This window comes from Actinoplanes couchii, from assembly GCF_016862075.1.
Classification (GTDB): Bacteria; Actinomycetota; Actinomycetes; order Mycobacteriales; family Micromonosporaceae; genus Actinoplanes; species Actinoplanes couchii.
Genome location: NZ_BOMG01000055.1, coordinates 116,705 through 131,121 on the forward strand (window position 1 = coordinate 116,705; position 14,417 = coordinate 131,121).

Consider the following 14,417-nt stretch of genomic DNA (forward strand, 5'->3'; position numbering starts at 1 on the left):
GAAAACTCCAAGGGGCTTCCGTTACGGCACGGAGCGCAGCCTAGCCGAAAAGCCTTGACGATCAACCGTTGCGGGGTCAGACAAGACGCCGATCGGCTGCCCATCGTGACAGTTCGTAACGGTTACTCATCTGCAATTTTCGCAGAACATTCGAGACGTGCGTCTCAACGGTTTTGATGGAGATGTACAACTCTTTAGCGATCTCCTTGTATGCGTACCCCCGCGCCAGCAGCCGCAGCACCTCCCGCTCGCGGTTGGTGAGCTGGTCCAGCTCCGGGTCGGCCACCGGCACATCCGGCCGGGAGGCGAACGCGTCGAGCACAAAACCGGCCAACCGCGGACTGAAGACGGCGTCACCGTCGGCCACCCGCAGCACCGCCCCGGCCAGCTCGTCCGGCGAGATCGTCTTCGTCACATAGCCCCGGGCGCCGGCCCGGATGAGACCGATCACGTCCTCCGCGGCGTCCGACACCGACAGGGCCAGGAATTTCACCTGCGGATGGGTGCGGCGCACCGACTCCAGCACGGCACGGCCGCCGCCGTCCGGCATGTGCACGTCGAGCAGGACCACATCGGGCTGCACCGCGCCGATCCGGCTGATCGCCTCGCTCACGGTGCTCGCCTCCCCCACCACGTCGACGTGGGCTCCCAGCTCGGCGCGCACACCGGCGCGGAACATCGCGTGGTCGTCGACCAGGAAGACGTTCAGCCTCCGGGCCTCGGGCTCGATCACGGGTTCGGTCATCGCACAGACTCCTTACCGGCGGACACGCTCTCCCTCGCCATGGGAAGCATGAGCCGCACCTCCGTACCGTCTCCGGGGGCGCTCCGGATCTCGGCGCGCCCACCGTGGCGCTGCATCCGCCCGATGATCGACCCCCGGACCCCGTGCCGGCTCTCCGCCACGCCGCCGATGTCGAAGCCCGCGCCGCGGTCACGGACGAAGACGCTCAACTCATCCTCCTCCACCTCGGCATAGAGCGAAACCGTCTGCACCCCGGCGTGCCGGGCCGCGTTCACCAGAGCCTCGCGGGCCGCCGCGACCAGAGCCGCCACCTTGTCGTCGCACTGGGTGTCGCCCACCACCACCGTCTCCACCGAGATCGCGTAGGTGTCCTCCACCTCGGCGGCGGCCTGCTCCAGCGCGGCGGCGAACCGCTCGGTCGGCGAGGAGGTCGGCCGGTAGAGCCAGTTGCGGAGGCTGCGCTCCTGCCCGCGGGCGAGGCGCTGCACCTCCTTGATGTCGGTGGAGTTGCGCTGGATCAGGGCCAGCGTGTGCAGCACCTGGTCGTGGATCATCGCGGCCAGCTCGGCCCGCTCCTGCTCGCGGATGCGGCCCTCGCGCTCGGCCCGCAGCTGCCCGAACGTGCGCCAGACCAGCGGGGCGACCACCACGCCGACACCGAGCAGGCCGACGAAGGCGAAGATCACGCCGTTGAACACCGCGCCGATCGACTCGGACGGCGAGTAGACCGCGACCACACCGATGATGCCGACCGCGACCAGGATGCCGCCGCCGATGAACCGGAACATGAACGAGCGCCTGTCGTTCTCCGACACGATCGCGGTGAACCACGGGGTGGAGGCCAGATTCTCCGAGCGCAGGTCACGGCGGCTCGGGTCGGACTGGTGCCAGATCACGCCGGCGCCGACCGCGATCACCGCGATCATCCAGCCGACCGTGGTGGCCACCTGGTCCTCGAAGACCAGGGCCTGCAACAGGATCACGCCCATGCCGATCGCCGCGAACGGCAGGATGGCGCCCAGATCGCGGCTGGCCGGCTCCTCGTCGGCCCGGGCCTCCTGCGGCAGCACTGCCCAGTAGGCCGCGTAGAGCAGCAGGCCCAGGGCGTTGAAACCGAGCATGACCACGAGCGTGATCCGCACGGCCAGCACCGGGATGCCCAGGTGGCGGGCCAGACCGGTCGCGACGCCGGCGACGATGCGCTGATCGCGTGGCCGGTAGAGGCGGCGCGGTGGTTTCACGGCAGCGGTGGTCACCCTTCGATCGTCACACGTACGGCGGGCCCGGACCACGGGGAAAGTCCCCCGGTATCCGGGACCGGATATCTCAGGGTGGCCTCAGGGTCGGTTCCGGAAGCGGATCGGGTGCCGGGCCGAGCAGGATCGAAGCCATGAACGACGAAGCACCCGGTGCCGGTCCCGTGAAGGGCGACCAGGCACCTTCCGACCAGCAGCCCGGCGGCTTCCCGCCCGGCTCCAACGTGCCGCCCTGGGTCTCCGCGGCCTCCGCGGCCTGGGCCCGTCAGCAACTGGTCCGCCCCCAGCAGGGGCGTTACGTTGCCGGTGTCTGCGGGGCCATCGCCCGGGCGACCAACACCGACCCGGTGCTCTGGCGGGTCCTGCTCGCCGTGCTCGGTGTCCTCGGTGGCACCGGCGTCCTGCTCTACCTCATCGGCTGGCTGGTCATCCCGTCCGAGGGTGACACCGCCTCGCCCGTCGAGTCCCTGCTCGGCAAGGGCCAGTCCGGCATGGCGCCGCTCTCGGTGGTCCTGCTCGGCAGCGGCGCCCTGCTGACGTTCGCCTTCATCGTCAACTCCGGCACCCGGGCCAGCATGCTCGCCGCGGTCGTGGTGATCGGCGCCTTCCTGCTGATCAAAAAGGGCGGGGCGCCGTCCTTTCCGGGAGCACCGGCCGGCGCGCCACCGGCACCCCCGCCGCCGCCCGGTCCGGCGCCGGCCCCCGAGGAGCCGACGGTGGCGTTCGTGGCGCCGCCCACGGCCGCACCGGCCGCTGAACAGGTGACGACGCCTCCTCCGGCGTACACCCCGCCGCCGCCCGCCACCGGCTACCGCCCGCCGTTCGCGCCGCACGGCCCGTTCGCCGGCCCGACCCCGCCGCCGCCTCCCCCGCCCGTGCCGCCCCGGCCGCCGAAACCGCCGAAGGAGCGCTCGATCCTCGGCCGGCTGACGTTCTTCGCGGTCGTGATGGTGACCGGTCTGGTCGGCGCGATCGACATGAGCGGCGCCGACGTGAGCTTCTCGACCTACTTCGCGGCGGCTCTGGTGACCACCGCGCTCGGCCTGATCGTCGGCACCTGGTTCGGCCGGGCCCGCGGCCTGATCGCGCTCGCCCTGGTCCTCAGCTTCGCCCTGGGCGTCTCGTCCGGTCTGGAACGGTTCGGCCGGGACCTGACCCCGAGCGTCTACCGCCCGGCCACGCTCGCCGCCGTCGCCGACGAGTACGACTTCAACGTCGGCAACGTCACCCTGGACCTGCGGGGCGTCGACTTCGACGGGCAGAGCCAGGACATCGCGGTCACCATGAAACTCGGCCAGCTCCGGGTCCTGCTCCCGGACTCGGTGGACGCGACCGTCGACGCCGGTGTCGAGGGCGGCCGGATGGTCCTGTTCAACACCGAGTTCAACGACAGCGCGGTCCGCGAGGTGACCGACGCCGGAGCGCAGGGCGAGAAGGACGGCAAGGTCCAGCTCAACATCCGCATGGAAGCCGGCAACCTGGAGGTGATCCGATGAAACCGCATCGCATGGACGGCGTATCGCTCAGCTTCGGCCTGCTGTTCCTGCTGGTCGCGCTCTGGTGGGCGGTCTCCCAGGTGATCACGCTCCAGCTTCCGGCAGTGGGCTGGATCGTGGCCGGCGGGCTGATCTTCTTCGGGGTGGCGGGCCTGCTCGGGGCGATCCGTTCCGGTCGTCGCGAGACCCCGGCGCCGGTTCCGGCCGCCGCCACCGTCGAGCCGACCCCCGGCGATCTGCCGCCGGAGATGCACGCCTCGATCGTCCGCGAGCTGATGGACGATCCGTCCGAGAAGTTCACCCGCGAGCACCCGGCCAAGGACCGCCCCGCCGAGAGCTGAGCACCACCATTGCCCCGCCCGAGGGAACGACCACCCCGGGCGGGGCAATATGCTCGACGGATGACCGCGTTTCCGACCGTCTCCGTCGCGCCCGTCCCCGGCGTGGGTGCCCGGGCCGCCCGCGCCCTGACCGCCGAGTTCGCCCGGCAGAACGCGGCAACGTCCGCTCTGCTGGTCGGCGCCGATCACGCCTCGGCCGTGGTGGCCGCCGCCGTCGAGGCCCTGCTTCCCGGCGACACCCTCACCCTGGTCCCCGGCGTCAACAGCAGCAGTGACCTGCTCCGTGGGCACATCACCGGCCTGGGCAGCTGGGTCGCCGACCGGGTCAAGGTCGTCGAGTCCCTCGACGAGGCCCAGCCCGCCGACGTGCTGATCGTCGGCGAGCCGCTGACCGGCACCGCCGACGAGGCCCGCACCCGGATCGAGCAGCTCACCAAATATCTCGCCGACGGCGCCGTGCTCTCCGTCGCCGTCCCGGCCGGCCCCGGCCGCACCCAGGGTGCCGCCGCCGAGCTGTTCCGGCAGGGCGCGCTCTTCGGTGTCGGCTCCGACCTGGTGGTCCGTAACCAGCCGCCGCTGCGCGTGCACAAGCTGCGTTTCACGCCCGCCGAGGTGTCGTCCGCGACGAAGCTGGCCCCGGCGTACCGGACGTCGAGCGTCCCGGTGACCAGCACCATGCACATCGACTCCAACGGTGTCGCCGCCGCCGGCATCGCGCTCGGCCTGGCCGTCCTGGCTCGCCGCGCCCGCCCGAAGTCGAAGCTGTGGCTGCTCCCGGCGATCGCCGCCGCCCCGGTCGCCGCGTTCTTCCGCGACCCGGTCCGCGACGTCCCCGGCGACCCGTCCGCGGTGATCGCCGCCGCCGACGGCAAGGTCCTGTCGGTGGAGCGCCTCCGCGACGAGCGTTTCGGCGAGGGCGAGTTCCTGCGCATCGCGGTCTTCCTGTCGGTCTTCGACGTGCACGTCAACCGTGCTCCGGTGGCCGGCCGGGTGGCCGACTACTTCGTCGAGGAGGGCGGCTACGCCAACGCGGCCACCGCCGCCGCCGAGCACAACGTGGCCGCCTACACGGTCCTGGACACCGACCACGGCACGGTGGTCGTGGCCCAGCGCACCGGCCTGATCGCCCGCCGCATCGTCCAGCGCGCCCCCGTCGGCACCCTGCTGGCCAAGGGCGAGCGCTACGGCCTGATCCGCTTCGGCTCCCGCACCGACGTCTACCTCCCGGCAGACAAGGCAGAGTCCCTGGTCACGGTGGACGAGCGGGTGGTCGGCGGTGCGACGGTAATCGCCCGCTGGAAGAACTGACCCTTTTTCTGGTACGCCCGTCCGAAGTCCCGCCCCGTCCACGCAAGCCAGGCCCCACTCCGGGCCTCCTCGCGTGACGGGGCGGGGCTTTTGACGGGCGTACAAAAAAGGAAAACCGCCTCTCCGGAGAGAAGCGGTTTTCCTTGAGCGGGCGGGTTTGTCAGGCCCGTTTGGCCCTCATCCACAGGATCGGGCCGCTGAACAGGTAGGCGGCGACGATCAGGACGAACGTCATGCGCGGGTCGATCAGGGCGCTGACGATCGGGAGCAGCCACAGCCACGGCGGGAGTTTCAGCAGGCGGGCGAGCTTCGCGTACGGGAAGCTCGACACCATCGCGAAAGCGAGCAGCGTCACACCAGCGAGCATGACGAAGCCGGGCAGTGGCAGGCCGATCAGCACCGTCAGGGCCAGGACCGCGGCGGCCATCGTGGTGGGGACGCCGCAGAAGAACCGGCCGTCCTTCGGTGACACGTTGAAACGGGCCAGGCGGATGGCGGCGCACCCGGCGACCAGTGCGGTGGCGATCGCGGCGGCCGCCGGCGGGACCTGGCCGGCCAGCGACGCGTAGACCACGACCGGCGCGGCCAGGCCGAACGAGCACATGTCGGCGAGCGAGTCCATCTGCGCGCCGAACGGGCTGGAAACCCCGAGCTTGCGGGCCAGCGCGCCGTCCAGGCCGTCGAAGACGACGCAGGCGACCAGGCAGGCGGCGGCGAGCTGCACCTGACCGTCCATGGCCAGGAAGATCGCCAGCAGGCCGAGACCGAGGCTGGCCAGGGTGCAGCCGTTGACGAGCGCGAAGCTCATCCGGCGGGACATGGTGTGCTCGCCGGGCAGCAGCGGGATGGACGACGCGGTCGCCTCGGCCTCGACGGTGTCCGCCGGAACGCCGGGGGCAGGGATCGCGAAGGTGCGCACCGGGTCGGACCCGACGTGCAGCACCTCCGCCCGGGTCGCGGTGGCGGCCCGGCCGGTCTCGCCGGAACGGCGGCCCACCCGGACCATCAGGGCTTGCCGCGCGATGGTTCCGCTGCGGCGCAAACGGCCTGCCCAACGACGCCCGGCGGGACGGGGACTATCCGTCGTTCGACGCCGGCGCCAAGGGGTACTCGGCACGTGCTTCCTCCATGGAGCTCGGGTGTTCCGCCGGAGTCTGACGAGCCCAGCGAAATTGCGGGTTACACCATCGCACAGCCGGACGGCCTTGGCGAGAGGCGAACGGTACGTCCGATCAATCGCCAGTGGCCTTCCGTGTGACGATTTTAGCCCGCCTGGGCCAGCGCATCCCGCGCCAGTTCGGTGAGCGGCAGGTTGCGTGCCTCATCGGCGGTGAACCAGGCGGCTTGTGCGGTGGACCCACCGGCCGACTCTGTGACCGCCGCGGCGACCGGTTGCTCCACACTTACCCGGTAGACGACGCGAATCACATGCCAGTCGAGGGGTACTCCCTCAGGTCCGACCGCGGCCGGGTCGTAGCGGTGCGAGATTCCGGCGAGTCCGGTGATCCGGCCCTGCTGAGACGTCTCCTCGTAGAGTTCGCGGGCCAGGCCCTGCTCCGGGGTCTCCCCGAAATCTGTGCCGCCGCCGGCCAGGTGCCAGTGGCCGCCGCCGGGGTAACCGTCCGCGATCAGGGTCAGCAGGATCCGCCCGGCCGGGTCGGTGGCGAGCGCGTACGCGCCGAAACGCTGCACCGGGCCGGTCCGCTCGGGTGCAGCGAACGGGCCGTCGATGGCGGTCGCCTCGAACGGGACGCCGAGGACACCCGCCACGAACGGCAGCAGCGGCCGGTCGGCCGGGTCGGCCCACTCGACGAGATCGCTGGTGCCGTCGGCCTCCGGGCGCAGGGTGCCGCCGGTCACCTCGACGTCGTAGATGATCCGGTCGGTGTGCTCGATCGAGTCGTCGGGCAGCCGGGCCAGGTCGGCGAGGACGGCCCGGACGCCGACGATCCGGACGTCGAGGCCGGTCTCCTCGACGAACTCCCGGACCACCGTGTCATCCGGGTGCTCGCCCTGGTCGATGCCGCCACCGGGCAGCGACCACACCCCGGGGAAGGCGCAGGCCTCCGAGCCCCGGGTGAGCAGCACACCACCGTCGGTGGACCGGCAGACGCCGTACGCCGCCGCTCGTCTCCTGATCTTCACCGGGCCTAGATTAGCTTCGCCGCCCGGAGCGCATCGGCGGTCACCTCGGTGAGCTGCTCGCCGGCCAGCTCGGCGACCTCCTTGAGCGGCATCCACCGCGCCTCGCAGGTCGAGCCGCCGACGTCGTGGATGACCACCTCGGTCGGCGCGTCCACGACGACCCGGTAGAACGCCCGGACGCCGTGCCAGTCGATCGGGTAGCCCTCCGGGCCGAGCGAGGCGGCGTCCCGGTGGCTGGCCACGCCGAGCAACTCGACGAGGCGGCCCTCCTGGCCGGTCTCCTCGACGAGTTCCCGGATCAGGGCGGTGCCGGGCTGCTCGCCGTAGTCGGTGCCGCCGCCGGGCAGGTGCCAGCAGCCGGCTCCGGGATAGCCCTCGGAGATCCGGGTGAGCAGCAGGTTCTCGTACGGGTCGGTGGCGATCGCGTACGCCGCGAAGCGCTGTGCCCGGTGCAGCCCGTCCGGCCCCTCGTAGGCGTAGAACGACGGGAAGACCGGGGCTTCCTCGGGCCGCAGGTCGCCGGCGTTGCGGGAGAGCCCGAGCGCGGCGGCGGTGAACGGCCGGAGTTTGAGTTTCTCGGCCTCTTCCAGGGTGTGCCATCGGGCCAGGTCGGTGGGACGGCCGACCCGGTCGACGAGGTTGCCACCGCGCACCGAGACGGCGTAGATCAGCCGGTCGGTGTGGATGGTGACGCCACGGTGCGGCATGGAGCGCATGTCGGCCAGGACGTCGTGCAGCCCGGAGACGGCGACGGAGAGCCCGGTCTCCGCCGCGGTCTCGCGGACGACGGTGTGGTTCGGATCTTCGCCGTGATCGACGGCGCCGCCGGGTAGCGACCAGACTCCGGGAGTGCCGGATCTGGACGATGCCCGGACCAGGAGGACGCGTCCTTCGTCGTCGCGGGCGACGGCGTAGGCGGCGATCCTGCGGAGCGGTTCCAGTGCGGGGGTCACGGGCGGCAATTCTGCCCGGATTATGTTACCTCTCCAGAACTTCTGTCGGGTTCCTGACAGTAGGATAACGGCCTGTAATCGCAGCTCAGGGCAGCTTGCGCCGCCCTGGGCGATTGATCCACTACTGGGCGTTACTCCCACTCAATGGTGCCCGGCGGCTTGCTCGTGACGTCCAGAACCACCCTGTTGATCTCCCGAACCTCGTTGGTGATCCGGTTCGAGATCTTGGCGATCAGGTCGTACGGCAACCGGGACCAGTCCGCGGTCATGGCGTCCTCGGAGGAGACCGGGCGGAGCACGATCGGGTGCCCGTAGGTCCGCCCGTCGCCCTGCACACCCACGCTGCGCACGTCGGCGAGCAGCACCACCGGGAACTGCCAGACCTCCCGGTCCAGCCCGGAGGCGGCCAGCTCCTCGCGGGCGATCAGGTCGGCGGCGCGCAGGATGTCCAGCCGCTCCCGGTCGATCGCGCCGATGATCCGGATCGCCAGGCCGGGCCCCGGGAACGGGTGCCGCTGCACGATCTCGTCGGGCAGGCCCAGTTCCTTGCCGATCGCGCGGACCTCGTCCTTGAACAGGGTGCGCAGCGGCTCGATGAGGGAGAACTGGAGGTCGTCGGGGAGACCACCGACGTTGTGGTGCGACTTGATGTTGGCGGTGCCGGTGCCGCCGCCGGACTCGACCACGTCGGGGTAGAGCGTGCCCTGCACCAGGAACTCGATGTGCCGCTCGGCGTCGAGCTCGCGGGCGGCCTCTTCGAACGTGCGGATGAACTCACGCCCGATGATCTTGCGCTTCTGCTCGGGGTCGGTGACGCCCGACAAATGCCCCAAGAACTGTTCTTCAACATTTTTCGTGACAAGTCGGACGTTGGTCACGCCGACATAGTCCTTCTCGACCTGCGAGGCCTCGCCGGCCCGCAGCAGACCGTGGTCGACGAACACACAGGTCAACTGGTCGCCGATCGCCTTCTGCACCAGAGCGGCGGCAACAGCCGAGTCGACACCACCGGAGAGCGCGCAGAGCACCTGCTTGTCGCCGACCTGCTCGCGGATGCGGGCGACCTGCTCCTCGATGATGTTGCTGGGAGTCCAGGTGGGCTCGAGACCGGCGATGTCGTACAGGAACCGCTTGAGCATCTCCTGCCCCTGCTCGGTGTGCGCCACCTCGGGGTGGAACTGCACACCGGCACGCTTGGAGGTCAGGTCCTCGAAGGCGGCGACCGGAGCACCGGGGGTGGAGGCGGTGACCTCGAAACCGGCCGGAGCGACCGAGACGCTGTCACCGTGGCTCATCCAGACCGGCAGGTCGGCGGGCAGCTCACGGAGCAGGGTTCCGCCACGGGACTCGAGAAGGGTCCGGCCGTACTCCCGGGAGCCGGTGTGTGCCACCGTGCCACCGAGGGCCTGGGCCATCGCCTGGAAGCCGTAACAGATGCCGAAGACCGGGACATCGCTGTCGAACAGGCCGGCGTCCAGGGTCGGAGCACCGGGCTCGTAGACGCTGGACGGGCCGCCGGAGAGGATGATCGCGGCGGGATCCTTCGCCAGCATCTCGGCCACCGGCATCGAGTGCGGGACGATCTCCGAGTAGACACGGGCCTCGCGGACCCGGCGGGCGATCAACTGTGCGTACTGGGCGCCGAAGTCGACGACGAGCACGGGACGCGGGGTACTCACCCGGCGAGTTTACTCACCGGGCGAGCACCCCGGATCGGTCAGGCTCGGTAGTACGTACGGAGGACGGAGGTGTACTTGACGTTCCCCGCCTTGTCGTACGCCCGGAGCCGGATCTTCATCGTCTTGCTCTGGCTCGCCACCTTGAAGCTGAGCACGGCCGAGGCCTTGGCCGCGGTACCGACCACCTTGCCGTTCACCAGCAGCTGGACCTTGCTGATGCCGGACTTGTCAGCGGCCTTCGCGGTCACCTTGACCGTGCCCTTGACCTTGGCCTTGTTGGCCGGGGCCTTGGTGATCGACACGGTCGGGGCGACGTTGTCGGCGATCAGCGTGCGGACCGGCAGCCACTTGGCGTTACCGGCCTTGTCGGAGACCTTCAGCTGGACCTTGATCGCACCGTTGCGGCCCGGGATCTTCAGCGCCGGAGCGAACGGGGCGGTGTAGTCCCAGCTGTGCCACTTGCCGTCCAGGTACAGGTCGACCTTGCCGACCCCGGACCAGTCGTCCTTCACACCGGCGGCCGTCACCACGGCGCCGTTGCGCACCTTCGCGTTGGCCGCCGGGCTGAAGCCGGTGGCGGTCGGCGCGATGGTGTCGTTGCCCTTGGTCAGTGCGGCGGCCGCGTCGACCAGACCGAACTTGGTCCAGGTGTTCTTCCGGGCCGAGCTGGTGATCGCCCGCTGGAGACCCCAGTTGGTGTACCCCGGGTTCTTCGACGCGACCAGCGCGGCGACCCCGGCGACCAGCGGCGAGGAGAACGACGTGCCCTGCACCGGGTAGTTGGCGGCGCGGTTGTCGTAGAAGTACCCGCCACCGGTGGACAGGCCCGCGGTGATGCCGGGCGCGGCCACGTCGACCCAGCTGCCGTAGTTCGAGAACGAGGCACGCGCGTTGGCGGCGCTGCGGGTGTTCGTCGCACCGACCGAGAGCACGTCGGCGTACGCGGCCGGGTAACTGAACTTCGAGGTGTTCTCGTTGCCGGCCGCCGCGACGACCAGCACGCCCTTGGCGTTGGCCCAGGCCACCGCGTTCTTCAGGACGGTCGAGGAGTCGTAGCCGCCGAGCGACATGTTGATGACCTTGGCGCCGGCCTTGACCGCGTAGATGACACCCTCGGCGATGTCCGAGTGGTAGCCGGCGCCCTTCGCGTTGAGCACCTTCACCGGGATGATCTGGCACGCCGAGCAGACACCGGCCATGCCGGCGCCGTTGTTCGGCGTCGCCGCGATCAGCGAGGACACGATGGTGCCGTGCCCATTGTTGTCCCGGGCGTTGGCCGTGTCGTTGACGAAGTTGAAACCGGACAGGACCTTGCCGGACGTGGCCAGGTCGCCGACCGGGGTGACGCCGGTGTCGATGACGGCGACCTTGATCGCGTTGCCCTTGGTGGTGTCCCACGCGGTCGGCACCTTGATCTTCGCCAGTTCCGGCTGACGGCCGGCGGTGAAAAGCGGATCGTTCGGCCGGAAGTCGGACTTGGTGGCGACCGGGTCGACCTCCACATAGGAGACGTTCGGGTCGAGCTTCAGCGCCGCGGTGACCTCCTTGGCGCGACCGCTGGGCACCGCGACCGACTTGGTCCGGACCTCACCGAGCAGCGACTTCGACATCGCGCCGGCCTCGGACAGACCGAAACGCTTCATGGTGGGAAGTTCGGTGGTCTCGGCGACACCCGAACGCAGGCCGACCAGCAGGCGGACCGGCAGGTCCTGAGCCGCCGCCTTCCCGGTCACCGAGGCGCTCGCGGACACCGCCGCGACACCGCCTCCGGCGAGCAGCGCAGCGGCGGACAGACCGACGACGATCCGCCGATGGAGGGATTTCATTCTGTGACTGCCTCCCCGTGGAGCGACACATCGCGGACCGATGAATCGCCGGGACAGAGTACCGGCGATCTTGAATTTGGCAATAGCCCCAGCCATTGAGGGTCACCACGATCTCAATTACTGTTTCGCCATGCGGAACAGCAGGATCACTTGGTCGATCGCCGGTGGCGCCGCACTCGCTCTGATCGCCGGTGTGAGTGTGGCCGTGGCGGTCAACCGGGGTCCGGAGAAAGCGCCCACCGCGGCTCCCGAGATCAGCGTCACACCGAGCATCCCGCCGTCACCGTCGCCGTCGGCCGGCGCCGACATCAAAGGGCCGCTCGACCTGGTACTGATCGGTGTGGACACCCGGGTCAGCATCCCCGGCTACCCGCCGCACGCCGACACGCTCATGCTCATGCACGTGGAGGCCGATCTGAAGTCGGCGTACCTCTACTCGTTACCGCGTGATCTCCGGGTGGACATCCCGGCTTTCCCGAAGTCCGGTTTCAAGGGCGGCCGACACAAGATCACCGAGGCGATGAGCCGGGGCGCCGCGATTCCCGGATCGGAGAAGAAGGACGTGCAGCAGGGTTACGAACTGCTCACGAAAACTCTCAGTGCGTATACCGGGATCAAAACATTCCAGGGCGGCGCAATTCTCAATTTCGGCGGTCTGGATAAACTGGTCGATCAGCTCGGCGGTATCGACATCGTCGTCGACCAGAAGGTCAAGTCACGGCACCGCAAACCGGACGGTTCGATGCGACCGTTGTCCGGCACGAACTACAGCGGGCCGCAGGCCACCTACAACCCCGGCAATCAGCACCTGGTCGGCTGGCAGGCGCTCGACTACGCCCGGCAGCGGTACGGGCTGCCCAACGGCGACTACGACCGGCAGCGTCACCACCGGCAGCTGGTCGAGGCGATCTTCGACAAGGGGCTGTCCCAGGGGCTGTCCGACCCGGCCAAGCTCACCGGGGTGATCACCGCGCTCGGCGAGACGCTCGAGTACGTGGGCGGGCGTACGCCGATCGAGTACGCCTACGCCCTCCGTGACCTCACCACCGAGAACATCACCACCGTCTCGCTGCCCGGCGAAGGGGTCGGCAGCGGTGGCAACTACCTGGGCGAACAGCTCGAGCCCGAGGGCAAGGCGTTCGTCAAGGCGGTGGCCGGCCGTACCCATGTCGCATATCTCGCAGCACATCCCAAACTGGTCGACAAGTAACCTCGGGGGTATGAGACGACGGGCGTACGCACTGGTTCTGCTGCTGGTGCTCTCCGGCTGTGCCGAGAAGCCGGCCGCGAAGCCCGTCTTCGCCCCGGGCGCCGCCGGCGCCGGTGATCCGTATTTCCCGAAATACGGCAACGGTGGCTACGACGTCGCCGGCTACGACCTGAACCTGAGGTACGAGCCCGGCACCAACCGCCTGGACGGCACCGCGACCATCACCGCGACCGCCACCCAGGATCTGTCCCGGTTCAATCTGGACCTGTCCGGCCTGGCCGCGTCCGCGGTGACCGTGGACGGCGCCGCGGCGACATCGGCCGCCGAGGGCGCCGAGCTGGTGATCACTCCGGCGGCCGGTCTGGTCCGTGGCCGTCCGTTCACCGTCGTGGTCACCTACGGCGGCACACCCGGCCCGATCGAGAACGAGACGCTCGGCACCTCCGGCTGGCTTCGCTCCGGTAAGAACGGAGCGATCGCTCTCGGTCAGCCGGAGTCGGCGAGCACCTGGTTCCCGGTCAACGACCACCCGGCCGACAAGGCCACCTTCACACTGGCGATGAGCGTCCCCGACGGGGTCGAGGTGCTCAGCAACGGTGTGCCCGGCGAGCACGAGACGGCCGGCGGCCGGACCACCTGGCGCTGGACCGAGGACTCGCCGATGGCCAGCTACCTCTCCACCGTCGTGATCGGTCAGTACCGGATCACCAGCGGCACCCACAAGGGCCGCCCGATGGTCACCGCGATCCCCGAGTCGCTGCCCGCCGACGGCCCGGCGGCCAAGTCGCTGGCCCGCACCGGCGAGATCACCGACTTCCTGGAGACACAGTTCGGGCCGTACCCGTTCCAGGCCAACGGCGGTGTGGTCGTCGACGAGGACCAGATCCGCTACGCGCTGGAGACCCAGTCCCGCCCGGTCTACGGCAACACGTTCTTCCTCAGCGGCGAGAACACCGGGGTGGTCGCGCACGAGCTGGCCCACCAGTGGTTCGGCGACAGCGTCGCGCTGACCCGCTGGCAGGACATCTGGCTCAACGAGGGTTTCGCCACCTACGCCGAGTGGCTCTGGTCCGAACACATCGGCGAGGACACCGCGCAGGAACTCTTCGACCTGCGCTACAAGGCCTTCGACTGGTCCGAGACCCCCGGCGACCCCACCCCGCAACGACTCTTCGGCGACGCCGTCTACCAGCGCGGCGGCATGACCGTCCACGCGCTGCGCAAGACGATGGGCGACGAGGCGTTCTTCACACTCGTCAAGGACTGGACGGCCACCCACCGCGACGGCAACGTCACCACGGCCCAGTTCATCACCGCAGCGTCCGCCGCCGCCGGAAAGCCCTTGGACAGCTTCTTCGAAGCCTGGCTCAACGGCACGACCAGACCCGCCATTTAGTACGGTCGGCGGCTCCACAGGAGCAGCGGCCCGCTCTGCCTCGTCACGCGAGGTGATCCCCG

The 14,417-nt window shown here is 69.8% G+C and carries 12 protein-coding genes; 5 read left to right on the forward strand and 7 right to left on the reverse strand.

All coding sequences use genetic code 11. The features are described from left to right. Positions 1-76: 76 nt before the first annotated feature. Positions 77-745 carry a response regulator gene (locus Aco03nite_RS22125; protein WP_203797449.1) on the reverse strand — a complete coding sequence of 223 codons (669 nt, stop codon included), beginning with the start codon at positions 743-745 and terminating at the stop codon, positions 77-79. Further along, positions 742-1,986: an ATP-binding protein gene (locus Aco03nite_RS22130; RefSeq protein ID WP_203797530.1), complete on the reverse strand. Its 1,245-nt coding sequence runs from the start codon at positions 1,984-1,986 to the stop codon at positions 742-744. Before Aco03nite_RS22130 ends, Aco03nite_RS22125 begins: the two co-directional genes overlap by 4 nt. 149 nt (positions 1,987-2,135) lie before the next feature. On the opposite strand from Aco03nite_RS22130, the gene Aco03nite_RS22135 reads away from it, so the two are divergent. From Aco03nite_RS22135 to Aco03nite_RS22145, 3 genes are read left to right on the forward strand one after another with little or no spacing between them, the layout of a single operon-like run. Further along, a complete protein-coding gene (locus Aco03nite_RS22135) occupies positions 2,136-3,497 on the forward strand; it encodes a PspC domain-containing protein (RefSeq protein ID WP_203797450.1) in 1,362 nt (453 codons plus the stop codon). Further along, on the forward strand, positions 3,494-3,838 hold the full coding sequence (locus tag Aco03nite_RS22140; RefSeq protein WP_203797452.1) for a hypothetical protein: 345 nt from the start codon (positions 3,494-3,496) through the stop codon (positions 3,836-3,838). The genes Aco03nite_RS22135 and Aco03nite_RS22140 overlap by 4 nt, the downstream gene beginning before the upstream one ends. A gap of 60 nt (positions 3,839-3,898) precedes the next feature. Next, on the forward strand, positions 3,899-5,146 hold the full coding sequence (locus Aco03nite_RS22145; RefSeq protein WP_203797454.1) for a phosphatidylserine decarboxylase: 1,248 nt from the start codon (positions 3,899-3,901) through the stop codon (positions 5,144-5,146). Between the two features lie 160 nt (positions 5,147-5,306). Here the strand turns inward: Aco03nite_RS22145 and Aco03nite_RS22150 are convergent, their stop codons facing one another. The 5 genes from Aco03nite_RS22150 to Aco03nite_RS22170 all read right to left on the reverse strand — a co-directional run bounded on the left by Aco03nite_RS22150 (position 5,307) and on the right by Aco03nite_RS22170 (position 11,749). Next, positions 5,307-6,188: a CDP-alcohol phosphatidyltransferase family protein gene (locus Aco03nite_RS22150; RefSeq protein ID WP_203797456.1), complete on the reverse strand. Its 882-nt coding sequence runs from the start codon at positions 6,186-6,188 to the stop codon at positions 5,307-5,309. Positions 6,189-6,409: 221 nt separating this feature from the next. Continuing rightward, on the reverse strand, positions 6,410-7,291 hold the full coding sequence (locus Aco03nite_RS22155; protein WP_203797458.1) for an NUDIX hydrolase: 882 nt from the start codon (positions 7,289-7,291) through the stop codon (positions 6,410-6,412). Between the two features lie 5 nt (positions 7,292-7,296). Beyond that, the gene (locus tag Aco03nite_RS22160) at positions 7,297-8,244 is read right to left on the reverse strand and encodes an NUDIX domain-containing protein (RefSeq protein WP_203797460.1); all 948 of its coding nucleotides are present in this window, start codon (positions 8,242-8,244) and stop codon (positions 7,297-7,299) included. A gap of 131 nt (positions 8,245-8,375) precedes the next feature. Next, on the reverse strand, positions 8,376-9,923 hold the full coding sequence (guaA, locus tag Aco03nite_RS22165; RefSeq protein WP_203797462.1) for a glutamine-hydrolyzing GMP synthase: 1,548 nt from the start codon (positions 9,921-9,923) through the stop codon (positions 8,376-8,378). Positions 9,924-9,961: 38 nt separating this feature from the next. After that, positions 9,962-11,749 (reverse strand): S8 family serine peptidase, encoded by a 1,788-nt coding sequence (locus Aco03nite_RS22170; RefSeq protein ID WP_203797464.1) that lies wholly within the window; start codon positions 11,747-11,749, stop codon positions 9,962-9,964. 130 nt (positions 11,750-11,879) lie between these two features. Here Aco03nite_RS22170 and Aco03nite_RS22175 point away from each other — a divergent pair, with 130 nt between their 5' ends. Then, positions 11,880-12,959: an LCP family protein gene (locus tag Aco03nite_RS22175; RefSeq protein ID WP_203797466.1), complete on the forward strand. Its 1,080-nt coding sequence runs from the start codon at positions 11,880-11,882 to the stop codon at positions 12,957-12,959. A 10-nt stretch (positions 12,960-12,969) separates the two neighbouring features. Next, positions 12,970-14,355 carry a M1 family metallopeptidase gene (locus Aco03nite_RS22180; RefSeq protein WP_203797468.1) on the forward strand — a complete coding sequence of 462 codons (1,386 nt, stop codon included), beginning with the start codon at positions 12,970-12,972 and terminating at the stop codon, positions 14,353-14,355. Positions 14,356-14,417: the final 62 nt, after the last annotated feature.